This window comes from Prevotella sp. MA2016 (assembly GCF_000619825.1).
Lineage (GTDB): Bacteria > Bacteroidota > Bacteroidia > Bacteroidales > Bacteroidaceae > Prevotella.
This window is the reverse complement of sequence record NZ_KK211036.1, coordinates 197,181-220,655: the sequence shown is the minus strand read 5'-3', so window position 1 is coordinate 220,655 and position 23,475 is coordinate 197,181. Positions and strand designations below refer to the sequence as shown.

Here is a 23,475-nt window from a genome sequence, read left to right as displayed (position 1 = left end):
TATTAATGCTTTTTTTGTTTGATTTCGCTATAAAATGCTTAACTTTGCAGCCGCAAAGATATAAAAAATGATTGAGACTCTACTCATAACCACGTTAATAATTGCTATATGTATGGCATTTTTGCTCGTTAAGGTGCTTTTTAAGCGCAATGGCGAGTTCTCATCACAGCATATCCACGACTCTCAGGCTATGAAGGACCGTGGTATTCATTGTGTCTTAGACCAAGATCGTGAGATGCGCAACCAGAAAAGGTTAAAGTTGAAAAGTTGAAGGCTGCGATTAAGCGAAAGCAGAGCCATGCTTGCATGAGCTATGCTGAGCGTGAGCAGGCTCGATACGAAGTATCAAGAATTGAAAAATTTAAATAATTAAAAACAGAAAATGAAAAAGTACATTTTTCCAGCACTGGCCATCGCAGCTATGATGGTATCGTGCAACAACCAGAGTCCAAAGATGGACGAACAGCCTGCAGCTACTAACGGCGAGGGCATGAAGATTGCTTATGTAGAGGTTGACTCGCTGATGACTCAGTACAACTTTGCTAAGGACTACAGCGTAACCTTGCAGAAGAAGAGCAACAACGCCCGTAACACCTTGAACCAGAAGGGTAGCGCCCTCCAGGCAGCCATGGCCAACTTCCAGCAGAAGTTGAACAACAATGGTTTCCAGAGCCGCGAACAGGCTGCTTCACAGCAGGCAGCTATCCAGCGCCAGCAGAACGATCTGCAGGAGCTTCAGGCACGTCTGGAGAACGAGCTGGCCAGCGAGACAGCAAAGTTTAACGAGGCTCTGCGCGATTCACTGCAGAACTTCCTGAAGGCATACAACCAGACTAAGAAGTACGACCTGATTCTCTCAAAGGCAGGCGACAATATCCTGATGGGCGACAAGAAGTTCGACATCACTCAGGATGTTATCAACGGTCTGAACAAGCGCTACAAGCCATCAGCAAAACCAGCTGCTGAGAAGGCTGAGGAGAAGCAGGCTGAAGAGAAGAAATAATCTGAATAGTTATAAAAAAGATAGGAGCCCCGTTTGGAGCTCCTATTTTTTATGGTATCAACAGCGATGAATCGCCGTAACTCAGGAATCTGAATTCATGCCCCAGGGCATAATCATAAATCTTATGCCAGTCGCCTTTCACAAACGCACTCACCAGCAGTAGCAGTGTGCTCTGTGGCTGATGGAAGTTGGTCACCAGCATCTTTACGATATGGTATTCGTAGCCTGGTGCAATGATAATCTGCGTACTGCTGTGCAGCACCTCCAGTCCATGGGCATCCATCCAATCGCCCAGCGCTGTCAGCGACTCAACCGTACTTACCGTCGTGTCGCTTTCATAGGGTTCCCACTGGTTTACATGCAACTCATCCTCAGTGGCATCGGGATGCTGCATCACCTTCAGACCCATGTAGTACAAGCTCTCCAGTGTGCGCACGCTGGTAGTACCCACAGCGATGGCACAACCATCGTGAGCAATCAGCTTACGGATGGTATCGCGGCGCACAGAGATATACTCGGTGTGCATCTCGTGGCCCTCTATCTCCTCACTCTTCACAGGCTTGAAGGTACCGGCACCCACATGCAGTGTCAGTTCCTCGCGCTCCACGCCATGTGCATCTACAGCTGCCAGCACCTCAGGTGTAAAGTGCAGTCCGGCTGTAGGTGCAGCCACACTACCCTTAATCTTCGAGTACACCGTCTGATAAGTGGTCTTATCACTCTCCTGCGTCTCGCGGTTCAGATATGGCGGGATGGGCAGTTCGCCCATGGCGTCGATGATCTCGGCGAAAGAGAGTTGAGGATTGAGTGTTGAGGGTTGAGGGTTCAGTGGCTCCCACTCAAAATCGATGCGATGACTGGTGCCATGGATGGGGCCGCGGGTGGCTTTCACCAACCACTCAACACCATTCACGGTCAACTGGCGTGTCAGCGTGCCTTCCTTCCATTTCTTCAGATTGCCCACCAAGCAGTACCAGGCACATTTCTCTGAGCTCTGGAACATCAACTCATAGTCAGATGGCTCAGCAGGCTCCAGCAGAAACACCTCAATCAGTGCACCGGTATCCTTACGGAAATGCATACGTGCCTGAATCACCTTGGTATTGTTGAACACCATCAGTGCTCCTTTAGGCAGATATTCTGGCAGATTATAGAATACATCTTCACTCACCTCGCCCTTGCGATACACCAGCAGTTTTGAGTGGTCGCGCTGGGCGATAGGAAACTTTGCAATACGTTCATCTGGCAGCGGATAATTATAATCGCTGATACGGATATGACGTGGATCTGAAATCATAAAATACAAGCTTTAATAAATACGAAAACTAATGTAAACACCAACACAGCCACCGGCCAGTTGCACTCCTCGCGACGGTAGGATGTCGATGTGTATTGTGAAGGATTAAGATTGCGTGGTACGTAGAATCGGCGTGTCACGTAGTTATACAGGAAGTAAACACCTGTACCCACCATGGTACCCCATAGCAATCCAACAACGATGTCGCCAGGGAAGTGGACACCCAGATACATGCGCGTCCAACAGTTTACGAGCGACCATATAATCAGCGCTATCGACAGGCGTCGGCAGCGTGTCAGCCAAGTAAAGAATACAGCAATGCTCATGGTGTTTGAAGCATGTGCCGAGAAGAAACCATAGTTTCCCCCCCGATACCCATCCACGATATCTACCAGCGTTCCTATCTGTGGGTCGTGGGTTGGTCGCCATCGTGCCACCAGTGGTTTCACGATTTCATCATCCACCGTACCAGCTATCAGCACGCATAAGCCTACGCCTGCCAACAGGAAGAACAGTCGGCGGAAATTATCGTTATTTTTGATGACCATGTAGAATAGCGACAGATAGAGCATCACCCACGTAAACCCATTGGTGAGGGTATGCACCATCCTATCCAGAAACAGCGACTCACTGCCGTTGGCCGACAGTAGTAACTCGCGATCAAGTTCTATTAGCGACTCCAGCATGATATTAAATCATTTCAATTTTCTTACTCTCCAACCAACCTTTCTTGCCATCGGCCAAGCGCACTTCGCGCCAGTTCTTCATCGAGCCATCGGTAATCATCACCTTCGTGCCTTCATGCAGGATAAACAGGTCGGTACCATTCTGTGCAGGCGTGCTCTTGACAGCCACCGAAGGCACCACCACAATAGCGCCCTGGCGATACAACAACTGCTGGCGCTGCTGCCAGGCAAAGATATTGCTCACCACAAACAGCAGCAACAATACGAATCCGCCAAAGAATCCCAGCTTCTGTATCCACACACGCGCTGAGAACAGGTAAACCAGGAACAGCACAATCACGCATGCCAGCGACACCAGTGCCATTCTCCCCCACCCGTCAACACTCATCATGTTAACCAGCGAGCGATACCAGGTCACGAAAAACATCTCACTCTCAGGCACAATCTTATCAATCGTCTTCGAGCGCGCTATCTGCAGATTAAAGCGGATGTCGGCATCACCAGGTGATAGCAGCAGTGCGCGCTCATAGTTCAGCACCGCACGTGTGATATTCTCAGTACGATAGTAGGCATTACCCAAGTTGAAATACAACTCAGCCGAAGCCCCCTGCTTGAGCAGTGTCTCGTAGCCCTTAATGGCCTCCTGATAGTTGCCATTCACATAGGCTGAGTCAGCCTCTGCCTTTGTAGCAGCCTGCGCAGCCATTGGCATCAGCAGCAACAGCAGCACTAAGGCCGACACCTTCTTACCGCCACGCTTCATCACCTCTTCAATCTTCTCGATGGCCAGTATAGCCTTATCGTAAACCTTACTCATATTTCCCTTAGGATCACCAGGTGCATAGCGCTCAAACTCGCACTCGTCGATGGCACCGATAAACTTGTCGATGATAGACTGATGCACGCCGCGCTCAGCCAGCGTCTGACTGATGTTATCGTGCGACAGCTGTGCCACGGGGATGTTGAGCTTGTCGCCCACGTAGCCCCACAGTGCGCGCAGCACCTCATCATAAAACTCGTTGGGCTTGTTCTCAGTCATCAAGCGTGCAGCCAACTTCAGGCGCTTGGTAGCCACCTTGTTAGCCTTCTTACCACGCATCTTCGTCACGTTGGCATTGTCGATAGCACGCTGACGGAAGATCACAAACAGGGTGATAAACACTACCACCAGTGCCGCAATGATCAGCCAATAAGCTGTAGAACCGAAGAAGAACTCGTCTATCTGATGCTGCTTCACGTCACCGGTCTTGATGAATCGGATATCCTTGTTCAACTCATCGACATCCTCCTGACCAGAGAAATCGCTAACCGAAGCACTACCCGAGCCCTTAGCCACATCCAGATGGAAAGCCTCGGTCTTTACCGTCTCATAACGCTTGGTAGCGGTATCAAAATAGGTGAACTCCACCGGTGGCAAGTCATACTGCCCCTGATGGCGTGGCACAATCAGGAAATCATATATCTTCGAACCCTCCAGTCCAGCCGAGGTCAACTTGGTCTGATCGGTAATCTTTGGCTCATACTTATCAAAGTCCTTTGGCAACTGTATCACAGGCTGCTTAATCAGCTTCAGGTTGCCCGTACCACTCACAATCACACGCAGTTTGATAGGATCGTTGGCCTTGGTCTCTGTCTTATCGAGCTGGGCCGAGATATTAAACTTACCTACTCCACCCGAGAATGTGGCTGGGCGCTGTGGCAGCGGGTCCACCTGGATGTCGATACCAGGCGCCACAATCTTTTTCTTCACCTCGATATAACCTGAGCCACCGTTGAAGAAGGCTTCAAACGGATCCACATTGCGGTTCTGCTGCACCACGATACCCTCGAAGGTGATAGATGGAATCTGCAACTTACCAGTTGTCTGTGGGAACATCACATACTGGCTCCAGGTGCAGGTGCGATAAGGACGACCGTTTACCGTCTCTATTGAGAACGACTTCTGCTGTGGCAGATCCACCTCCTGCGTATAGAAACTCTTCAGGTCGGGCATGTCGCCACGCAACTGTGTCAGCTGCACCAGTGTATATACCTTATAGGTAAGCAGGATAGGCTCCTGCTCGAATACGCGCTTCTTGTTGGCACTCACCTTGATAAACAGGTCGCTGCCCGAGATACGGCTACCCGCATCGCGCATCTCTGCGCCATCATCATTATTGTTCTGGCGTGAGTTTGAACTCTGTGCCTGACCCGACACCTTGATGGTGAGCGCCTTCGAGGCAATCTTCTTACCATCCACCACCACATGCGCCGCCGGGATGGTAAACGTACCATTCTTGGTAGCCGCTACAATATAAGTATAGGTGATAGATGAGGTCGAAGAAGTATGACCATTGATCATCTGATAGCTCGACTGCATCGAGCGGTTAGGCCCAATCAGTACTTCCAGTTCCGAGGGGATATTACCAGCACGAAAGTCAGTCACGTTCTGTGTGTTTACCGTGTACGACAATCTGAACTGCTCACCCACCGCTACATGCGCTGGTGCAGATGCTGTCAGCGTTTGCGCCACGGACCAGACCGTGGTCATAATCATTGCTATAAATATCGCTATTCGTTTCATTACCAATTCTTTAATACGTTCCGACGCTGGGGTTTCTGTTGCTGTTTCTTCATCTTGTCCTGCGTCATCTTCTCATTCTGGATGGCAGCATTCAGCAGTTGTTCAGCATTGTCCTTACTCATCTGAGGCTTCTGCTGCTGTTGCTGCTGCTTGTCGTCCTTTTTATCTTTATTCTGATCTTGTTGCTTGTCGTTCTGCTTCTGATCGTCTTTCTTCTGATCATCCTTGTTCTGATTGTTCTGCTGATTCTGGTCCTGCTTTTTCTTCTGTCGCTGGCAGAGCACCAGATTGTAGCGTGTCTCATCATCCTTCGGATTCAGTCGCAGCGCCTGCTTATAGGCGTCAATCGCCTCGCCATACATCTTGTGGGTCTGACAAACCACACCGATGTTATGATAGGCAGCCGCCTTGCGCAGTGGGTTTGTCTCCAGGCGTGTGGCCTGCTCAAACTGCTGCACAGCCGCCGAGTCTTTCTTCTGCGCCATCAGCGCATTACCCAGGTTGTAGGTGGCCTGCGCGTTCTTGGGATTCTTCTCCACCGCCTTGCGATACGACACCTCAGCCTTGTCATACTGACCTACGCGGAACTGCTTGTTACCCTCGCGGATATACTGGCGGTCGGTCTGCGCACTGGCAGTAGTAGCCAGCAGCAGTAGCACCATCGTGGCAGCCTTCTTCTTCGAACCGAAGAGTGTCAGGCGCTTCAACAGCGGACTGCGACGGTCATATACGCATATCTCCAGTATCAGCAGCAGCAATGCCAGGATGGCCACCGCCTGAAACTGTTCGTCAAACTCGCTATACACGGTGCTGGTAGTCTCTTTCTTCGAGAGTTTCTCCAGTTCGTTGTCCAACTGGTCCTGCGCTGCACTGTTGTTCTCCACGTGGATATAAGCACCACCACCAGCCTGCGCCACCTGGCGACACATATCCTCGTTGAGTGCCGACATCACGGTGTTGCCCGTGTTGTCTTTCATATAGTCGCCAGTGCCTGGGATGGGGATAGGTGCACCCTGTGTAGAACCTACGCCCAGCACATACACACGCATGCCTGCTTTCTTGGCAGCCTCGGCAGCCTCCAGCGCCCCACCCTCGTGGTCTTCACCATCGGTAATCACGATGATGGCTTTGCCGATGCCTTCCTCCTGCGTAAAGCTGTGCGAGGCCATGTCGATGGCACGCGCGATGTCAGTACCCTGCGTAGCCATCATCGATGGGTCGATGCTCGAGAGGAACATCTTGGCCGACACATAGTCGCTGGTGATAGGCAGCTGCACAAAGGCATCGCCTGCAAACACCAGGAGACCTATCTTGTCGTTTGTAAAGTGATCTACCAGATTCTCCACCATCATCTTACTGCGGTCCAGTCTGCTGGGCACGATATCCTCGGCATACATCGAGTTACTGATATCCATGGCAATGATGGTCTCAATGCCCACGCGCTGCTCGTTGCTGATTTTCGTACCAAACTGCGGACGTGCCAGCATCGCTACCAGCAGTGCCAGCGCACCTTGCAGCATCCAGAATTTCACAGCCGGACGGAAACGCGACACATCAGGCATCAGCTCGCGCAGCAGCTTGGGGTCGCCAAACTTGCGCAGACGTTTCTTCTGATTGCGATATGTCAGAAATCTGATGAGCGCCAATACAGGTATCAGCGCCAAGAGATAGAGATATGTAGGGTCAGCAAATCTAAACATAATTATGGTATCCTCCTAAATATAGTTACACGCAGCAGGATTTCCAGCAGCAGTGCCAGCACAGCCACCAGTGCAAAAGGCTGGTAGGCCTCATAGCGCTTGCTGAATGTCTTCACGTTGAGTTTCGACTTCTCCAGCTGGTCTATTTCCTTATAGATTTCACGAAGTTCTTTGGTATTGGTGGCGCGATAGAAGTCGCCCTCGGTAGCACTGGCTATCTCGCTCAGTGTCTTGGTGTCTATCTCCACCGGCACGTTCACATACTGCACGCCACCAGCCACAGGCATGGGGTAAGGCGCAATCTTGTTGGTGCCCACACCGATGGTATAAACGCGTATGCCCAGGCTCTTGGCTATCTCGGCAGCCGTCGAAGGCGAGATGTCACCACGGTTGTTACTACCGTCGGTCAGCAGTATCACCACCTTGCTCTTGGCTTTCGAATCCTTCAGTCGACTCACAGCGTTGGCCAGTCCCATACCAATAGCCGTACCATCCTCAATCAGTCCGCGTGCTGCAATATCCGTACGCACGTTCTGCAGCAGGTTCAGCAGCGAGGCATGGTCGGTGGTCATAGGGCACTGGGTGAACGATTCGCCTGCGAATATCACCAGTCCGATGTTATCATTGGGGCGGCCAATCACAAACTCCGAAGCCACCTGCTTGGCAGCCTCGATACGGTTGGGTCGCAAGTCCTCGGCCAGCATACTGGTCGATACGTCCATCGCCAGCATGATGTCGATACCCTCTACAGTCTTACTGTCCCATGAGTTGCGGGTCTGAGGGCGTGCCAGCACCATTACTATCATCACAAATACCAGCAGTCTGAGCAGCATGGAGAGTGGCATCAGTGTCACCTTCCAGCTACGTGGCGCATAGCGGAACGCAAAGGTGTCGCTCATGCGCAGCGTGGGCTCAGTTTTCTTTCTGTACATCACATACCATATTAAATAAGGTATGATGAGCAGAAGCAACAGCAGATATTCTTTATTGGCAAATTCCATTTGTTCTGTTTTAATTCAATAACTGATACATGGTGAACACCACATAAGCGAACAGGGCCGCACACACCACCGAGATGAGTGTGATGACCGACTTGAGCAGTCGGCGACTCTTCTGCGAGCGCTGATCCTCTTCCGAGAGTTGTGGTTTCACTGTTTCTTCTACAGGCTGATTCTCCAGCTTGGTCTGATTGATGAAGTCGATAGCGCTCACCAGGTTCTTGTCGTTCTCATTGATGAGTGTAGAATACTTGGCAAACTTCACCAGGTCGGCCGTGATGAAGAGACTGCGCAACTCGTCGAGCGCTTTCTGATCCTGCTGGGCAGTGAGTCGCTCAATAATCTCGCTACTGGTCATCTCCATCGCATTAAACTTATAGCGCTCCTCGATATACTTACGCAGCGTGTCGGTCAGCTTGGTGTAGTACTCCTTCGGGTCGCCCGATATCACCATCTTGTCGGCCTTGATCTGTTCTATCTCCTGCATAGCCTTCTGGTGTGGCAACAGGCGCTTCACGATACGTATATGCGTGATGATAGGCTTGTTGTCGCGCAGGCGCAGATACAGATAGTAGCACACGGCCATCAGCACCATCATGAGCACGCTCAACCAGAATGGCAGGCTCCACTCGCTCCAGAGGAAGGGGTTGTCCTGTACATCCTTCGGACCGAAGAACTGGTCCACCTGTGTGGTATCCACATCGAAGGTGAGCACCTTCAGCGCCAGACTCTTACTCTTCACAGGCTTGCCGTCCACCTTCACGGTGAGTGGTGGCAGATAGTAAAGCGTGTCGTCAAACGATGTCAGCGTATATACCATCGAGCGGGCTTCAAATCCATCACCGATGTCCTGCTTCTGTTCCTCACACTTCAGCACCTCCACGCCAGGTGTTATCATCTGGGTGTACTGAAACTGGGGGAACTCCACCTTCTGTTCAGGCTTCACTTTAGCAGTGATTTTCAGATGCGACTGCTGGCCCACAAAGATCTGAATCGAGTCGATTTCCGACTCAACAGATACTTGTGCCGTCATCAGCATCGCATTGGTTATCAGTGATATAAGCAGAAATAAACGTTTCATTAACTTCGTTGTTTAAATAGCAGTAGCAGTGATTTCACAAAGTCCTCGTTCGTGGCTATGCTCACATTATCTACATTGCTCTTGTTAAAAGTATCCTTCAGCTGTGCCTGCCTTGTCAACCAGTATTTCTGGTAAGCTTGGCGCAGTTTCTTGGAACTCGTATCCACATACTGCTCGTATCCAGTCTCGGCGTCAACCACCTTCATCAGTCCCACATCAGGCAACTCGCGTGCGCGCTGGTCATACACCTGTATGGCTACCACGTCGTGCTTGCGATTGGCAATCTGCAGCGACTGCTGGAAATCGCCACGCACATAGAAGTCGCTCAGTATGAAAGCTGTGGTGCGTCGCTTCTGCACGCTCGACAAGAATTCGATGGCCTGCTTCACATCCGTACGAGTAGATTCTGGCTTGAAGTCCAGCATCTCGCGGATGATATACAGGATATGCTTGCGTCCCTTCTTAGGCGGGATATATTTCTCAATCTTGTCTGAGAAGAAGATGACACCTATCTTATCGTTGTTCTGAATAGCACTGAAGGCCAATGTGGCAGCTATCTCTGTCACCATGTCGCGCTTCATCTGCTTCTGTGTACCAAAGTCGAGCGATCCACTGACGTCGATGAGCAGCATCACCGTCATCTCTCGTTCTTCTTCGAACACCTTCACATAAGGACGATGGAAACGAGCAGTCACATTCCAGTCGATATCTCGCACATCATCACCAAACTGATACTCGCGCACCTCGCTGAAGGCCATACCCCTACCCTTAAAGGCCGAGTGGTACTGACCGGCAAAGATGTTCGAGCTCAACCCTCTGGTTTTGATCTCGATCTTACGGACTTTCTTTATTATTTCAGATGTCTCCATCAAGGTACCTCCACCTTGTTAATGATCTTTGAAACGATTTCTTCGCTGGTGATGTTGCTGGCTTCAGCCTCGTAGGTCAGTCCGATACGATGGCGCAATACGTCGTGAGCCACAGCACGCACATCCTCAGGCACCACATAGCCGCGACGCTTGATGAAGGCGTAGGCACGCGCAGCCTTAGCCAGGTTGATACTGGCACGAGGCGAACCACCAAACGAAATCATATCCTTCAGGTCCTTCAATCCATAGCGCTCTGGGTAACGTGTAGCAAACACGATGTCGGCAATATACTGCTCGATCTTCTCGTCGATATACACCTCGCGCACCACGCTGCGTGCCTTCAGAATCTCGTCGGCAGTAGTCACTGGTGTCACCTTAGGCATCTCGCCACTGATATTCTCGCGGATAATCTTCTTCTCCTCCTCCAGTGTAGGATAGTCTATCACCACCTTCAGCATGAATCGGTCCACCTGTGCCTCAGGCAGTGGGTAGGTACCTTCCTGCTCGATAGGGTTCTGAGTAGCCATCACGAGGAATGGGTTGGGCAGACTGAATGTCTGACTACCAATAGTCACCTGCTTTTCCTGCATGGCCTCAAGGAGTGCGCTCTGCACCTTGGCTGGCGCACGGTTGATTTCATCAGCCAGCACGAAGTTGGCAAACACAGGACCCTGCTTCACCTGGAACTTCTCGTCCTTCTGCGAATAGATCATAGTACCTATCACGTCAGCAGGCAACAAGTCGGGTGTAAACTGGATACGACTGTAATCTGAATCGATGAGCTGTGAAAGTGTCTTGATGGCCAGTGTCTTAGCCAGACCAGGCACACCTTCCAGCAAAATATGTCCATCACTCAACAAACCTATCAGCAGTGAGTCAACCAGATGTTTCTGTCCCACAATCACGCGGTCCATTCCACTCACAAGATTTGTTACAAATGCACTTTGTTGTTCAATCCGGATATTCAACTCTCGGATATCAATAGCTTCTGCCATAATATTTATATCTTTAATTGTTTTCTAATTTCAGAGTGCAAAAATACTTTTTTTAGCGCACTTTGCCACTATTTATCAGTCTAAATAATATTAAAAAAGTTTCCCAAAACCTAAGTTTTAAGAAACTTTTAAATTATTTGCTGATTTAGTTGGCTGTTGCAGCCTTCTTTTTCTTCTTGATCTGCAGTTTTGGAATCTTTATTTCCTGTCCAACCTTGAGTGGTGTAGTGGCTTTCAGGTTGTTGTAAACCTCCAGATAGCACACCATATCAGGTCCGAGCACACGGCGTGAAATCTTTACAAGATCGTCACCTTCCTTCACCTTCACCACCTTGTCGGTTCCCACAATGCGATAGGCACCCAGGCGCACTCTCACGTCCATCGCGTCATACTTGTCGCTGAAGGCTTTGTCCTTAGCATCAGCCTGCGATTTGGCCTTTTCCTCAGCAGCCTTCTTGGCGTCAGCCTCTGCCTTGGCTTTTGCCTTAGCATCTGCATCGGCCTTGGCTTTAGCTTCTGCCTCTGCCTTCGCCTTGGCTTCTGCGTCGGCTTTAGCTTTGGCTTCATCAGCCTTTGCATCTGACTCAGGCTCAGCGGGTTGCTCTTCCGCAGCAGTAGTCTCCTGCTCAAGGGCGTCGATGTCGTGATTGTGTATGGTAGAGGGCTCTTCCTCTTTCTGCACATGGATCACAGTCTCACTACTCTCTACAGGCATCAGGTTCTTATATGGATAGTAGTTACCAAACAGATAACCCACTGCCAATCCCAGAATCATGGTGAGCAGGGCGAGCACTAACCTACCGGCAGCCTTTCTGGGGCGACGGGTTGGTTTGTATTCAGGCTCCTCGTCAACAGTTTCTTCCTCGGGTTCAACCTCAGGTTCTGGCTCGGGTTCAACGACTGGCTCAGGAGCATATACAGGCTCTGGTGCAGGTGTTGCAACAGGCTCTGGTTCGGGCTCGGGAGCATATACAGGCTCTGGAGCTGGTGTATATACGGGCTCTGGCTCAGGAGCTACAACTGGCTCTGGCTCGGGCTCAGGCGTATATACAGGCTCGGGTTCAGGAGTGTAAACAGGCTCCGGTTCTGGCGTATATACAGGCTCGGGCTGAATGGTTCTGCCCTCCTGGCGAGCGAATGCAGCTTCAAGTTCTTCATCAGCTGTCATCAGCGACTCTTCTGTGATCTTTGTCTCTTCTGTCAACTGAACAGGCTCGGGCTCGGGTGTATATACGGGCTCGGGCTCAGGCGTATATACAGGTTCTGGCTCAGGCGTATATACAGGCTCGGGCTCGGGGGCCACAACAGGCTCGGGCTCGGGAGCTGGTGTTTTCTTGATGGTTTGGAATGAGTTCAGAATCGACTGCAGATTAGAGTTGATTGCAGGTTTTGCAGGTTCTGGCTCAGGTGCAACCACGGGGGCCGGTTCGGGAGCCACAACTGGCTCTGGAGCAACCACCGGTGCAGGCTCTGGTGCAGGAGCTACGTATGGCTCAATCACCCATTCCGGAATATCTTCGTCGGCAATATCTTCAATCACCTTAGGTTCAGGACGAACGGTTGTAGCCTCAGGACGAATCGTCACAGCCTCAGGCTCTGGTTCGGGTTCAACCTCAGGTTCTGGCTCGGGCTCTGGCTCGGGCTCTGGTTCGGGTTCAACTACAGGCTCGGGCTCAACGATGGGTTCTGGCTCAGGAGCCACAACGGGCTCTTCGATACCACCAAAATCCACCAGCGGCATCTGAGAATGATCCTCTACCACAGGCTCTGGCTCAGGCGTATATACGGGCTCTGGATCGGGTTCTACGAGTGGTTCCGACTCTATCTCTGGCTCAGGTACATCGGTGGTAGTGGTATCCACATCATCGAAGTCCACACCCTCGTTCAGCACCACAGTCTCAAACTGGGCAAAGGGTTTGTTCACCAGCTCCTTCATCACCGCATCAGGTGTGAAAGTAATCTTGCCGTGCCCCTCGATGAGCACACGCTCACCGGTATTTACGTTCACGCTTTCGCGATCTTCTACATCAATAATCTTAAATGTGCCAAGACCTTTCACCTTCACCAGTTTGTCGGATTCCAGTCTTTGCTGTATAATATCGAACATGGCGCTAACAAACATGCTAGCGTCGCGACGGTTCATCTTCTTGCGTTCAACCAGCACATTGGCCAGCTCTTGTATTGAAATCTTTCCCATCACTCAGCTCCTCCATTCTTTACACGTTCTTTCCAGCTTACATTGGGCTTAAAAGTGAGCACCAATTTTGGGGGCACCAGCATACGCTGTCCTGTAGAGGGATTAACCATGATACGCTCCATTTTCTTTTTCACTTCGAATGTACCGAAGGTAGGAATCAGCACCGAGTCATCATCCTGGAAATGGTCGCCCATTGAATCAACAACACAATTCACGAGCTGCTGGGTTTCGTCAGCCGTGTAACCCATGCGCTGCGACAGTTCTGTGATAAAGTCTTTATTGTTCATAAGTTTTTAATGATTGTGGTTCCATACAAATCGAACTCTTCCGAATCTGTGATCTTCACATCGTAGAAGTCGCCAACGGTCAGTTCAGCCTCGGCAGCTGGTATCAGCACCTCGGGATCCACCTCAGGCGAGCAGAACTCTGTACGACCGATGTAGTAGTCACCCTCACGACGGTCGATAATCACCTTCAGCACCTGGCCCACCTTTTCGGCTTCGAGCTCAGCACTGATATTCTGCTGGATACGCATCAGCTTGTCCAGTCGGCTCTGCTTCACGTCCTCAGGCACATCATCCTCATACGCCTCGGCCGAATAGGTGCCCTCCTCTTCCGAATAGGCAAAGGCACCCATGCGCTCAAAGCGCGCCCACTTCACAAAGGCCTTCAACTCCTCAAAGTCCTCGTCGGTCTCACCGGGGAATCCCACCAGCAGGGTGGTACGGATGTGTATGCCTGGCACCTCTTCGCGCATACGGCGCACCAGCTCGTAAGTCTCTTCCTTCGTCACGTGGCGGCGCATGCGTGTCAGCATATTGTCAGAGATATGCTGCAGGGCAATATCCAGATACTTACATACGTTCTGCTTCTCACGAATCACGCGCAGCAGATCCCATGGGAAATGTGTGGGATAAGCATAATGCAGGCGAATCCACTCCACACCGGGGATGTCAGCCATCTGCTCGATAAGCTCGGCGATGTGCTGCTTGCCATCCAGGTCAACCCCATAGTAGGTCAGTTCCTGTGCGATGACATTAAACTCTTTAGTGCCCTGACTCACCAGATAGCGCACCTCGTCAAGAATCTCCTGCATGGGGCGACTCTGATGCTTACCCGTAATCAGCGGAATGGCGCAGTAGGCACAGTGGCGGTCGCAGCCCTCACTGATTTTCATATACGCATAGTGGCGCGGTGTTGTGATATGTCGCTTACCCTCGCAGGCGTTGAAATCAGCGCCCTTCAGGTCGTTCAGCAGTTTCTTATAGTTGAATTTGCCGTACCAGCCATCCACCTCAGGAATCTCAGCTTCCAGGTCGGCCAGATAGCGTTCCGACAGGCATCCCATCACAAAGAGCTTCTCGATGCGGCCTTCGGTCTTGGCCTGTGCAAACTCCAGGATGGTGTTGATACTCTCTTCCTTGGCATCAGCAATAAATCCACAGGTGTTCACAACGACTATCTCACCCTGAGGGTCGTCGCTGTCGTGGGTGCATGCATAACCATTAGCCTCCATCAGACCCATCAGAGTCTCGCTGTCAACCAGATTCTTAGAGCAGCCCAGAGAAATTATATCTATCGTCTTACTCATTGAACAGTGAATCTACAAACTGACGTTTATTAAACAACTGCAGGTCGGTCATACCCTCTCCCAGTCCGATATACTTCACGGGCACCTTCAGCTGGTCGGAGATACCAATCACCACACCACCCTTGGCAGTGCCGTCGAGCTTGGTGATGGCCAGCGATGTGATCTGAGTCACAGCAGCAAACTGCTTGGCCTGCTCGAATGCGTTCTGTCCGGTTGAACCGTCCAGCACCAGCATCACCTCGTCGGGAGCCTCGGGCAGCACCTTCTTCATCACCTCCTTGATTTTCTTGAGCTCGTTCATCAAGCCCACTTTATTGTGCAGTCGTCCGGCAGTGTCTATCAGCACCACGTCGGCGCCATTTGCCTTAGCACTCTGCAGCGTATCAAAAGCCACACTGGCAGGGTCGCTACCCATCTGCTGCTTCACCACGGGCACGCCCACGCGCTCACCCCAGATGCACAACTGCTCTACGGCAGCAGCACGGAAGGTGTCGGCAGCACCCAGATAAACCTTCTTGCCAGCCTGCTTGAACTGCCAGGCCAACTTACCGATGGTGGTAGTCTTGCCCACGCCATTCACGCCAACCACCAGGATGACGTATGGCTTATGGTCGGCAGGCAGATCCCAGTTGTCATTATCCTCTGAGTTGTTTTCAGCCAACAGTTCAGCTATCTCTTCACGAAGAATTCTGTTTAGTTCAGATGTGCTGACATACTTATCGCGCGCCACGCGCTCCTCGATGCGCTGGATAATCTTGAGGGTGGTATCCACACCTACGTCGCTCGTGATGAGCACCTCTTCCAGATTGTCCAAAACATCATCATCCACTTTCGATTTGCCAGCAACGGCACGTGTCAGTTTATCAAACACGCTGGTCTTGGTTTTCTCCAAGCCCTTATCCAGTGTTTGTTTCTTATCCTTACTAAAAAATCCAAATAATCCCATATTGCAATATTTTCGATGCAAAGATAGGAATATTTTACGACACAACCAAAAAAAGAGACCGCAAATTTATTTGCAGCCTCTCTTTTTATTATAATTTTGTATAAGTTCTTGCGTCCCTTCGGCAGCAAGCGGCTTTCACCGTTTACTTGAAGAAGTCCTTAACGGCCTCGTTGGGAACCATCTGCTCATCGAAGATGTAAGCACCAGTCTTAGGGCTCTTAACCATCTTGATTACCTTTGTGTAAGCGCGACCATCCTTTGAGCCTTCGTGGAGGGTAGCGACGGTTTTCTTTGCCATACTTCAGTCGTATTATTTAATCTCCTTGTGAAGAGTCATCTTCTTCAGGATTGGGTTATACTTCATGAGCTCCATACGCTCGGGCGTATTCTTACGATTCTTTGTGGTTACGTAGCGGCTTGTGCCGGGCAGACCACTGTTCTTATGCTCGGTGCACTCCAGGATAACCTGAACGCGATTACCTTTTGCTTTCTTACTTGCCATGATTTAATCTCCTATCACTTTAATGTCCTTCCAGTCTACAAATCCTTTGGCAACAGCCTGCTTCAAGGCAGCATCCAGACCAACTTTATTAATCATACGAAGACCAGCAGCGCTAATCTTCAACTGAATCCAGCAAGCCTCCTCTACATAGTAGAACTTCTTGCTGAAGAGGTTGACGTCAAAGCTTCTCTTTGTACGGTGCTTTGAGTGAGACACATTGCAACCTATCTGTGCCTTCTTTCCTGTAATTTGACAAATCTTAGACATTTCTATCTACTTTTTACTTGTGATTTACACTTACTTATTCCAAACAGCGTGCAAAATTACACAATTTTATTGAGATTCAGATAATTACGCAATCGGAAATTAAAATAATTAATAATTTTTAACCTTCACGCTGGGGTCTGGGGGCATCTTCGTCCTTCAGGAACTGCAAAAACATCTCCATAGCCTTGTTGGTTGCGATGGCCAGATTGATGTCTCGACCGAAGTCTTCAGTCACCTTCAGTGTCACCACTTTTTCGGGCTTTCCGCAGGCCAGCCAGATGGTTCCCACGGGGATATCCTTGGTACCGCCGGTGGGTCCAGCAAAGCCTGTAGCGGCGATGGCATAATTAGTGTTGAGCGCCTTGCATGCACCCTTCACCATAGCCACTGCAACTTCCTCACACACAGCTGTTTTCTCTTCCAGCACCATGTGGTCAACACCCAGCAGATTCTCCTTAATCTCGTTGACATACGAGATGATTCCGCCCTTAAAATATTTCGATGCACCAGGCACAGCGATGATAGCCTCGGCGATACGTCCACCGGTGCAACTCTCAGCCGTACCAACTGTCTTTTCAGTCTCCCAGAGAATCTCACTGATCTCTCTACTTATTATCTTGCTTTCAAAATCCATATTCCTTCAATTCTTCAACTTTATTTAAACGTTACTTTCGAGAACGCAGGAGCGTCTATTGAGCAGAACTCCTTGTCCAGATACTTATGATAGCCCACGATACCAATCATCGCCGCATTATCTGTGGTATAGCTGAACTTCGGGATATAGATCGTCCAACCATAGCGCTTCTCAGCATCGTAGAAGGCATTGCGCAGTCCGTTGTTGGCGCTCACACCACCAGCCACAGCCACGTGCTTGATGCCCGTCAGCTTCACCGCTTTCTTCAGTTTTTTCATCAGAATATCCACGATGGTCCACTCCAATGAAGCAGCGATGTCCTCCTTGTGCTTCTCGATAAAGTCAGGATCCTCGGCCACCCATTTCTGCATCGAATAGAGGAACGAAGTCTTCAGTCCCGAGAAACTATAGTCCAGTCCGGGGATGTTAGGCTCAGCAAACTGGTAGGCCTTAGGATTACCCTGGCGCGCCAGTCGGTCGATGATTGGACCACCGGGATAACCCAGTCCCATCACCTTCGAGCACTTGTCGATAGCCTCGCCGGCAGCGTCGTCAATCGTCTGTCCCAGCACCTCCATATCGTTGTAGGCGTTCACCTTCACAATCTGCGAGTTACCACCCGATACCAGCAGGCACAGGAATGGCAGTGGCGGCTGATGCTGGTCGTCTTCGCTCTCCTTGATAAAGTGCGCCATCACGTGTCCTTGCAGATGGTTCACGTCTATCATGGGGATGCCCAACGAGCGCGCAAATCCCTTGGCAAAGCTCACGCCCACCAGCAGCGATCCCATCAGTCCTGGTCCGCGTGTAAAGGCGATTGCCGTCAACTGTTCCTTGGTGATGCCAGCCTTTTTGATAGCCTGATCCACCACCGGCACTACATTCTGTTGGTGGGCGCGCGATGCCAACTCTGGCACCACACCACCATAAGCCTCGTGCACAGCCTGCGATGCAGTCACGTTACTCAGCAGGATGCCATTCTTCAGCACCGCCGCCGACGTATCGTCACAACTCGACTCTATACCTAATATATATATATCCGGCATTATTTTATTTTATATGTTTTAAATTTTTAAATTTTTAAATTTTTAAATCTTAGTACGTCAGCACTTCCACTCCATGTTCCGTCATCACCAGCGTGTGCTCCCACTGAGCGCTTGGCAGTTCGTCTTCGGTGATCACCTCCCATCCGTATGGATCGTCGGCATCGATAAACACCTTCCAGGTACCCATGTTGATCATTGGCTCGATGGTGAACACCATACCAGGCACCAGCAGCATACCAGTGCCGCGATGTCCATAGTGCTCCACGTCGGGCTCCTCGTGGAATTTCAGTCCCACGCCATGACCGGCCAGATCGCGCACGATACCATAACCATATTTCTTGCAGTGCTTCTCGATAGCATGACCGATGTCACCCACGAAGCTATAAGGCTTGGCGGCCTCCATACCTATCTCCAGACACTCCTTAGCCACGCGCACCAGCTGTTCCTTCTCAGGAGTAGTCTTGCCGATGATAAACATACGACTGGCGTCGGCATAGTAGCCATCCAGAATGGTGGTGAAATCTACGTTGATGATGTCGCCCTCTTCCAGCACATCCTCCTCCTTGGGGATACCGTGGCACACCACCTCGTTGATCGAGGTGCATACGCTCATGGGGAATCCCTCATAGTTCAAACATGCGGGGATAGCGCCGTTCTCTTCACACACACGGCGACAGATCTGGTCTATCTCCAGTGTGTTCATGCCGGCATGAATCTCCTTTGCCACTGCGTCGAGCACAGCAGTATTCACTACGCCCGCCTTGCGGATGCCTTCTATCTGTTCGGGGGTTTTAATCAGTTCGCGTGTTGGTACCAGTTTTCCTTTGTTTTCCCAGTACATGATGGTCTTGTCCATCTCTGTAGGTTCCTGTCCTGGCAGGCAGTGCCATCTTTTTTTCTTGTTAAATGCCATGTCACCTATTTAATTATTAAATTTGGGTGCAAAGTTACTACTTTTTTTTGTACGCGCCAAATATTATCGAGACAAAAAAAATCCTCTCCCAATTGGGAGAGGATGAATCAGGCCTACTGCTCCAGCACAAGCGGCTGCAGATCGCGATACTCTTCGCGCGCATCAAAACACGGGCAATCCTTTGCCACCCAGGGCAGGTCGCGATGCCCGACAATCTTAGCATCCGGGTAGTCGTACTTCAGGCTGCGCAACAGCGTGTGGAGCGTTTGTTTCTGGGCAGGCGTTCGCGTGTCGGCGGCCACACCCTGCTCGTTCAGTCCACCTTCGTAGCACACACCAATGCTATGGGCATTGTAGTGGCGAGCATGCATGCCCACCTCTTCTTCCGGTCGGGTTTGGTACAGCTGTCCATCGCGCTCTATGTAGTAGTGATAGCCGATGCCCTTGTTGTGAAAACGTGCGTTGTGACAGTTTTCCAAATCCTTCACCGTGAAGCGCCTGTTGCATTTCGTGGCACTGCAATGAATCACTATCAAGTTTACTGTGCGCATGACTGTACCGCTATAGTTCCTAAAACTGTTGTAATCACTGTAGCCAGCAGCTTCGCCCATCTGGCCACCTTAGTCCAATTTACTTTAATCATAATTTTTAATGTTGAGTGTTGAGTGTTCAAAGTAGTCGGGGCTAACGCCCCAACCCTTAATCGCCATTGGGCTCATCAATGGGATCATTGTCGTCCCCAGCGGTATTACCACCCTGCGAAGGCTGCCCGCCCCCAGTCTGGCTACCGCTAGGCTGGCCACCGCCCTGCTCCCCTCCCTGAGAGGGGTTAGGGGAGGTGCCGGGGTCGGGGGAGGTTCCAGGGGCGAGCAGACTCGCCCTCTTCAGCGTCGCCTCCAGATTCAGATTCTTACTCATCAGGTCGCCAGTGGCGCGAGCCTTCAACTTCACACCGCTGATGTTCTTACTCACCGTGAAGTCCTCCTCCTTCAGCGCCATCACCTTGTTCTTGATGCCAAGCGAGAAGATAGCCAAGTCGTCCACCTTCACGTTCTTACCCTCCAGCAGGAGCTCCTTGATACAACTGATCATATCAGTGAGCAAGCCCTTGATAACGCCCTTCGAGTAAGGCGAGTTATGATTACTCATGTGCTCGGCCAGACCATCTAGGTCGATAGTCTCTTCCACCACGTTCTTGGCGAACCAACCGCCAAAATACTTGTGACCATTAATCTTGATTTGCTGTAAAATGTAACGAACCATAATGAAAAATTGAAAAATCGAAAAGTTAAAGAATTGAAGTGCCATCCGGAATGACAATGCAAAAGTACTACTTTCGCTAAGGGCATTGACGGGTTATGACGGGTTAGCCAGAAAATAATCAGAAATCGAGCGGAATTTCTGTTATTTTCGTCCATTTTCCATCAAAAAAGGTTGTCAACTGCAGTTCGCGCACCACCTTCCTGTACAGCTCATGACTCTCTATCACACGCCTATCTTGCAACTCTTCTGGCAGGTCGATGCAGTAATCCTCACAAACATATTTCACGGCCTGCGGCGGCAACATTCTTGCATGACGCTTCACCCCCAGCTTGTCGAGGATATGCCTACGGGTTCGGAGATAGCGCAAGAATGTACTTTCTGACACGCCAGCCAACTGGGCCAGCTCTTTCTTGCTGATAAAACGATGCTTATCGTAGAAATTTACCATATTGATTTCGATAAAAAAGTAAGTTGATTATGACTAAAAACTAAGTTGATTTTCACTAAAAAACAAGTTGATTTTCACCAAAAACTAAGTTGATTTTTACGCCAAGTCAAGCACAAAATCCACGATGTCTATACACCGCTGTTTCTGCTCTTGGGTGGCATGCTGCTCCAGCGTGTCGTCAATCCGCAGATGGATGTCGTAACGCCGGTTCACCAGCCTGGCATAGTCGAGAAAAAACACGTAGTTGCTCATCAAGGGGTCCGTACGGGGATAGATGGTCACAGTGCAGCCCTGCAGCGGCGCTAGCAGCTCGGGCACCAGATGCGACGTCACGCCATAAGCCATCCATATCACTTCGGGCATCAGCTCGCTCAGCATCACAGCCGTGGCCTCCTGCTCTACGATGCCTATCGGCAGGGCGTCGTCAGCCAGATGCAGTCCAAACAGGCAGTGCTTCACCTGCCAGGCCTCCAGCAGCGGCTCGCGTGCTTTCAGCTTCTGCGATATCCATCCGTCGCCGATACGAGCATCCAGCGGCACCATCATGTCGTTTATCATCCAGAAGATAGGCAGCCCACTCCTGGTCTTCCCCAGCAGATAGCGCTTGGCAGCGTGGTGCATCTGATCGGTGGTGAGCATCCCCGACGCTATCATCGGCTCAAAGAACTCAAACTCGCTGGCTCGGCACGCCTCCACCATCGGCAGCGAAGGAAACATAAAGTTCACCTCCCGCTCCACCTCAGCCGCATGCCTCTCACTCATAGCCTTAAACGTGTTGCAAAAAACTTCATTCCACTTCATCGGCTCGCGCGGGTTATTATTTATATTTAAAAATTAAATTAAATTTAAATTAAGCCCCTATAAAGGGGCTAAATTAATTAATTAAATTATAATTTAAAATTAAAAATTAAAATGGCAACTGGTTTTCAAGCAGTTCCACCCACGTGTCGCCCGTTTCGGGATGCACTAGTTTGCGCAGGATGCCATCCGCCTCGGCCTTCTTAATGTAGTCGTAGTAGGTTTGCGCATCAGCCACACAAAATCTCTTCATCGCCACAGCCATCAACTCGCTAAATCGACGCTGCCCCCTACCCTCCATGGCCACAACGAAAAGTTTATGCAAATCCACCTCCTCATCAGCTGCCGTTTCATCCTTCGTACTCATCCATCGTCCCTGAGAATCACGCGGCTGCTCGTGATAATTGGCACAGCCCTCTGGCAGACCTTTCTTGTTGATGGTGTAATAGAAGTTTTGTTTGATTTTTTGCTTACGGCTATAAGTCTGCTCCACCTTAAAGATCTCACTCTCGCCAAGCACTGAGCACTGAAACACCTCGAAGGCCTTATTGGTAAGCTCAGTGCCGATAGAACCACGCATATTGCGGTCCTGTTCGCTCTTGTTCTGATGCAGCACGCACACGATACAGCAGTTCATATCCTTAGCCAGCTCCATCAGCTTCTCCATAATCAGCGTGGCCTGCACAGCATCGTTGATATCAGTCATCAAATCCTTCACACCATCAATGATACAAATGTCAGGATTTATCGAACGAATAGCCACGTCCACCATTCGGCCTCGCTTCTCAAAACCCGCTCCTCGCAAGTTATAGGCATAAAACTGCGTATCGTCAAGCTGCTCAACCCCAGCCAGAGGCATGATGCGCTCCTTCAGAATCTCCTGCGTGCTCTGCTGACTTTGCTCTGTGTCAATCCAGAGCAACCTCAGCGGCTCGTCGGTCAGTCGTTTCACCGCCAGCGTCTGTTGCTTGATGGTGGCCGCCATCAGTATCGACAGAAACGTTGTCTTGCCACTCTTTGCCTTACCACAGTCGGCAGCCAACTCGCCACGATAGAAGCAAGGCACACCATTGATTGAGAACAGCGGCTGCATGGGAGGCAAATCCGTTTCAGGAGTGATGCGTTCTGATTTCAGTTCATCCAAATCCTGCACTGTTATCACATTTCTCACAGCTGGGTTTGCGGCTTTCCCCATTAGGGGAAAACTGCTTCTGATTAAATTTAGATTTTCTTGATTCATTGATTTTTTTTGTGATTACACACAATAATTAAGATTTTAGAACGTTAATTGTTATAGATGTCACCGGTTGACTAGACAAAGGTAAAAAGATTCCGGCAGGCTAACAAAGAAGTGTCCTATAGCCAGGACACAATATATAATTATTAACAAATTCACATAACAAAAAAGTTATGAAGAAGTACAATTTAGACCCACTGTCAGCAGCTCACGCCCTGACAGTCATGGTGCTGCAGAAGGCCGATATGGCTTTCTACCGCATGCGCCGTGCCATGGAGAGCCAGTACAAGTTGGCTCATGGCACCATTAGTGGAGCCTAAAAAGGAAAACTTCCTGCGGACTTCGAGTTGAAAACCAGCAAGCAGATTGAGATCTGGCGCGACATTCTGTCGCACTACGACGACGATCCCGAGCGGCAAGAGCAGCTGTTCCAGGAGCTCA

The 23,475-nt window shown here is 50.4% G+C and carries 26 protein-coding genes; 3 read left to right on the top strand and 23 right to left on the bottom strand.

What is annotated here, in order from left to right; all coding sequences use genetic code 11:
• Positions 1-67: 67 nt before the first annotated feature.
• On the top strand, positions 68-271 hold the full coding sequence (locus T360_RS0111650) for a hypothetical protein (RefSeq protein WP_028912940.1): 204 nt from the start codon (positions 68-70) through the stop codon (positions 269-271).
• A 111-nt stretch (positions 272-382) separates the two neighbouring features.
• On the top strand, positions 383-1,003 hold the full coding sequence (locus T360_RS0111645; protein ID WP_028912939.1) for an OmpH family outer membrane protein: 621 nt from the start codon (positions 383-385) through the stop codon (positions 1,001-1,003).
• 49 nt (positions 1,004-1,052) lie between these two features.
• On the opposite strand, the gene T360_RS0111640 is transcribed toward T360_RS0111645, so the two are convergent.
• The 23 genes from T360_RS0111640 to T360_RS15860 form a co-directional block, all read right to left on the bottom strand.
• Positions 1,053-2,300, bottom strand: a complete 1,248-nt coding sequence (locus tag T360_RS0111640) for an S-adenosylmethionine:tRNA ribosyltransferase-isomerase (protein ID WP_028912938.1) — start codon at positions 2,298-2,300, stop codon at positions 1,053-1,055.
• Positions 2,297-2,986, bottom strand: coding sequence for a phosphatase PAP2 family protein (locus T360_RS0111635; protein ID WP_081772799.1), 690 nt, complete (start codon positions 2,984-2,986; stop codon positions 2,297-2,299). The genes T360_RS0111640 and T360_RS0111635 overlap by 4 nt, the downstream gene beginning before the upstream one ends.
• 4 nt (positions 2,987-2,990) lie before the next feature.
• A complete protein-coding gene (locus tag T360_RS0111630) occupies positions 2,991-5,549 on the bottom strand; it encodes a BatD family protein (protein WP_028912936.1) in 2,559 nt (852 codons plus the stop codon).
• Complete coding sequence (locus tag T360_RS0111625; protein WP_028912935.1) at positions 5,549-7,249, bottom strand: tetratricopeptide repeat protein; 1,701 nt, start codon at positions 7,247-7,249, stop codon at positions 5,549-5,551. The genes T360_RS0111630 and T360_RS0111625 overlap by 1 nt, the downstream gene beginning before the upstream one ends.
• Before the next feature lie 2 nt (positions 7,250-7,251).
• The gene (locus T360_RS0111620) at positions 7,252-8,250 is read right to left on the bottom strand and encodes a VWA domain-containing protein (RefSeq protein ID WP_028912934.1); all 999 of its coding nucleotides are present in this window, start codon (positions 8,248-8,250) and stop codon (positions 7,252-7,254) included.
• A 10-nt stretch (positions 8,251-8,260) separates the two neighbouring features.
• Positions 8,261-9,328 carry a hypothetical protein gene (locus tag T360_RS0111615; protein WP_028912933.1) on the bottom strand — a complete coding sequence of 356 codons (1,068 nt, stop codon included), beginning with the start codon at positions 9,326-9,328 and terminating at the stop codon, positions 8,261-8,263.
• Positions 9,328-10,197 (bottom strand): DUF58 domain-containing protein, encoded by an 870-nt coding sequence (locus tag T360_RS0111610; RefSeq protein ID WP_028912932.1) that lies wholly within the window; start codon positions 10,195-10,197, stop codon positions 9,328-9,330. Before T360_RS0111610 ends, T360_RS0111615 begins: the two co-directional genes overlap by 1 nt.
• A complete protein-coding gene (locus tag T360_RS0111605) occupies positions 10,197-11,192 on the bottom strand; it encodes a MoxR family ATPase (RefSeq protein ID WP_028912931.1) in 996 nt (331 codons plus the stop codon). The genes T360_RS0111610 and T360_RS0111605 overlap by 1 nt, the downstream gene beginning before the upstream one ends.
• A 145-nt stretch (positions 11,193-11,337) precedes the next feature.
• Positions 11,338-13,389, bottom strand: a complete 2,052-nt coding sequence (locus tag T360_RS16260; RefSeq protein ID WP_051523547.1) for an HU family DNA-binding protein — start codon at positions 13,387-13,389, stop codon at positions 11,338-11,340.
• Entirely contained in the window at positions 13,389-13,676 is a 288-nt protein-coding gene (locus T360_RS0111595) for an HU family DNA-binding protein (RefSeq protein WP_028912930.1), read from the bottom strand. Before T360_RS0111595 ends, T360_RS16260 begins: the two co-directional genes overlap by 1 nt.
• Positions 13,673-14,980 (bottom strand): 30S ribosomal protein S12 methylthiotransferase RimO, encoded by a 1,308-nt coding sequence (rimO, locus tag T360_RS0111590; protein WP_028912929.1) that lies wholly within the window; start codon positions 14,978-14,980, stop codon positions 13,673-13,675. The genes T360_RS0111595 and rimO overlap by 4 nt, the downstream gene beginning before the upstream one ends.
• Positions 14,973-15,926 carry a signal recognition particle-docking protein FtsY gene (ftsY, locus tag T360_RS0111585; RefSeq protein ID WP_028912928.1) on the bottom strand — a complete coding sequence of 318 codons (954 nt, stop codon included), beginning with the start codon at positions 15,924-15,926 and terminating at the stop codon, positions 14,973-14,975. The genes rimO and ftsY overlap by 8 nt, the downstream gene beginning before the upstream one ends.
• A gap of 142 nt (positions 15,927-16,068) precedes the next feature.
• Positions 16,069-16,224, bottom strand: a complete 156-nt coding sequence (locus T360_RS16060; protein ID WP_080694914.1) for a DUF4295 domain-containing protein — start codon at positions 16,222-16,224, stop codon at positions 16,069-16,071.
• Positions 16,225-16,236: 12 nt separating this feature from the next.
• The gene (rpmG, locus tag T360_RS0111575; protein ID WP_028912927.1) at positions 16,237-16,428 is read right to left on the bottom strand and encodes a 50S ribosomal protein L33; all 192 of its coding nucleotides are present in this window, start codon (positions 16,426-16,428) and stop codon (positions 16,237-16,239) included.
• Positions 16,429-16,431: 3 nt separating this feature from the next.
• On the bottom strand, positions 16,432-16,695 hold the full coding sequence (gene rpmB, locus T360_RS0111570; protein ID WP_028912926.1) for a 50S ribosomal protein L28: 264 nt from the start codon (positions 16,693-16,695) through the stop codon (positions 16,432-16,434).
• A gap of 118 nt (positions 16,696-16,813) precedes the next feature.
• Positions 16,814-17,329, bottom strand: a complete 516-nt coding sequence (locus T360_RS0111565; protein ID WP_028912925.1) for a CinA family protein — start codon at positions 17,327-17,329, stop codon at positions 16,814-16,816.
• Between the two features lie 20 nt (positions 17,330-17,349).
• On the bottom strand, positions 17,350-18,375 hold the full coding sequence (tsaD, locus tag T360_RS0111560; RefSeq protein ID WP_028912924.1) for a tRNA (adenosine(37)-N6)-threonylcarbamoyltransferase complex transferase subunit TsaD: 1,026 nt from the start codon (positions 18,373-18,375) through the stop codon (positions 17,350-17,352).
• 49 nt (positions 18,376-18,424) lie between these two features.
• Complete coding sequence (gene map, locus T360_RS0111555; protein WP_028912923.1) at positions 18,425-19,288, bottom strand: type I methionyl aminopeptidase; 864 nt, start codon at positions 19,286-19,288, stop codon at positions 18,425-18,427.
• Between the two features lie 113 nt (positions 19,289-19,401).
• Positions 19,402-19,839 carry an N-acetylmuramoyl-L-alanine amidase gene (locus tag T360_RS0111550; RefSeq protein WP_081772824.1) on the bottom strand — a complete coding sequence of 146 codons (438 nt, stop codon included), beginning with the start codon at positions 19,837-19,839 and terminating at the stop codon, positions 19,402-19,404.
• Positions 19,840-19,987: 148 nt separating this feature from the next.
• Positions 19,988-20,551, bottom strand: coding sequence for a DNA-binding protein (locus T360_RS15290; RefSeq protein ID WP_036929689.1), 564 nt, complete (start codon positions 20,549-20,551; stop codon positions 19,988-19,990).
• Positions 20,552-20,669: 118 nt separating this feature from the next.
• Positions 20,670-20,999, bottom strand: coding sequence for a hypothetical protein (locus tag T360_RS0111540; RefSeq protein ID WP_028912921.1), 330 nt, complete (start codon positions 20,997-20,999; stop codon positions 20,670-20,672).
• A gap of 96 nt (positions 21,000-21,095) precedes the next feature.
• Complete coding sequence (locus tag T360_RS0111535; protein WP_028912920.1) at positions 21,096-21,761, bottom strand: DUF6371 domain-containing protein; 666 nt, start codon at positions 21,759-21,761, stop codon at positions 21,096-21,098.
• A gap of 145 nt (positions 21,762-21,906) precedes the next feature.
• A complete protein-coding gene (locus T360_RS15860) occupies positions 21,907-22,992 on the bottom strand; it encodes an AAA family ATPase (RefSeq protein WP_051523546.1) in 1,086 nt (361 codons plus the stop codon).
• 215 nt (positions 22,993-23,207) lie between these two features.
• Here T360_RS15860 and T360_RS16255 point away from each other — a divergent pair, with 215 nt between their 5' ends.
• Positions 23,208-23,354 carry a hypothetical protein gene (locus tag T360_RS16255; protein WP_155949525.1) on the top strand — a complete coding sequence of 49 codons (147 nt, stop codon included), beginning with the start codon at positions 23,208-23,210 and terminating at the stop codon, positions 23,352-23,354.
• Positions 23,355-23,475: the final 121 nt, after the last annotated feature.

Coding starts and splice junctions, on each gene's coding strand:
- T360_RS16255 (WP_155949525.1), top strand. CDS start 23,208: ATGAAGAAGTACAATTTAGACCCACTGTCAGCAGCTCACGCCCTGACA.
- T360_RS0111650 (WP_028912940.1), top strand. CDS start 68: ATGATTGAGACTCTACTCATAACCACGTTAATAATTGCTATATGTATG.
- T360_RS0111565 (WP_028912925.1), bottom strand. CDS start 17,329: ATGGATTTTGAAAGCAAGATAATAAGTAGAGAGATCAGTGAGATTCTC.
- T360_RS0111615 (WP_028912933.1), bottom strand. CDS start 9,328: ATGAAACGTTTATTTCTGCTTATATCACTGATAACCAATGCGATGCTG.
- T360_RS0111635 (WP_081772799.1), bottom strand. CDS start 2,986: ATGCTGGAGTCGCTAATAGAACTTGATCGCGAGTTACTACTGTCGGCC.
- T360_RS15290 (WP_036929689.1), bottom strand. CDS start 20,551: ATGGTTCGTTACATTTTACAGCAAATCAAGATTAATGGTCACAAGTAT.
- T360_RS0111645 (WP_028912939.1), top strand. CDS start 383: ATGAAAAAGTACATTTTTCCAGCACTGGCCATCGCAGCTATGATGGTA.
- T360_RS0111610 (WP_028912932.1), bottom strand. CDS start 10,197: ATGGAGACATCTGAAATAATAAAGAAAGTCCGTAAGATCGAGATCAAA.
- rpmB (WP_028912926.1), bottom strand. CDS start 16,695: ATGTCTAAGATTTGTCAAATTACAGGAAAGAAGGCACAGATAGGTTGC.
- T360_RS0111620 (WP_028912934.1), bottom strand. CDS start 8,250: ATGGAATTTGCCAATAAAGAATATCTGCTGTTGCTTCTGCTCATCATA.
- T360_RS0111625 (WP_028912935.1), bottom strand. CDS start 7,249: ATGTTTAGATTTGCTGACCCTACATATCTCTATCTCTTGGCGCTGATA.
- T360_RS0111550 (WP_081772824.1), bottom strand. CDS start 19,839: ATGCGCACAGTAAACTTGATAGTGATTCATTGCAGTGCCACGAAATGC.
- ftsY (WP_028912928.1), bottom strand. CDS start 15,926: ATGGGATTATTTGGATTTTTTAGTAAGGATAAGAAACAAACACTGGAT.
- T360_RS0111540 (WP_028912921.1), bottom strand. CDS start 20,999: ATGGTAAATTTCTACGATAAGCATCGTTTTATCAGCAAGAAAGAGCTG.
- map (WP_028912923.1), bottom strand. CDS start 19,288: ATGGCATTTAACAAGAAAAAAAGATGGCACTGCCTGCCAGGACAGGAA.
- T360_RS16260 (WP_051523547.1), bottom strand. CDS start 13,389: ATGGGAAAGATTTCAATACAAGAGCTGGCCAATGTGCTGGTTGAACGC.
- T360_RS0111535 (WP_028912920.1), bottom strand. CDS start 21,761: ATGAGTGAGAGGCATGCGGCTGAGGTGGAGCGGGAGGTGAACTTTATG.
- T360_RS0111640 (WP_028912938.1), bottom strand. CDS start 2,300: ATGATTTCAGATCCACGTCATATCCGTATCAGCGATTATAATTATCCG.
- tsaD (WP_028912924.1), bottom strand. CDS start 18,375: ATGCCGGATATATATATATTAGGTATAGAGTCGAGTTGTGACGATACG.
- T360_RS16060 (WP_080694914.1), bottom strand. CDS start 16,224: ATGGCAAAGAAAACCGTCGCTACCCTCCACGAAGGCTCAAAGGATGGT.
- rimO (WP_028912929.1), bottom strand. CDS start 14,980: ATGAGTAAGACGATAGATATAATTTCTCTGGGCTGCTCTAAGAATCTG.
- T360_RS0111605 (WP_028912931.1), bottom strand. CDS start 11,192: ATGGCAGAAGCTATTGATATCCGAGAGTTGAATATCCGGATTGAACAA.
- T360_RS0111595 (WP_028912930.1), bottom strand. CDS start 13,676: ATGAACAATAAAGACTTTATCACAGAACTGTCGCAGCGCATGGGTTAC.
- T360_RS15860 (WP_051523546.1), bottom strand. CDS start 22,992: ATGGGGAAAGCCGCAAACCCAGCTGTGAGAAATGTGATAACAGTGCAG.
- rpmG (WP_028912927.1), bottom strand. CDS start 16,428: ATGGCAAGTAAGAAAGCAAAAGGTAATCGCGTTCAGGTTATCCTGGAG.
- T360_RS0111630 (WP_028912936.1), bottom strand. CDS start 5,549: ATGAAACGAATAGCGATATTTATAGCAATGATTATGACCACGGTCTGG.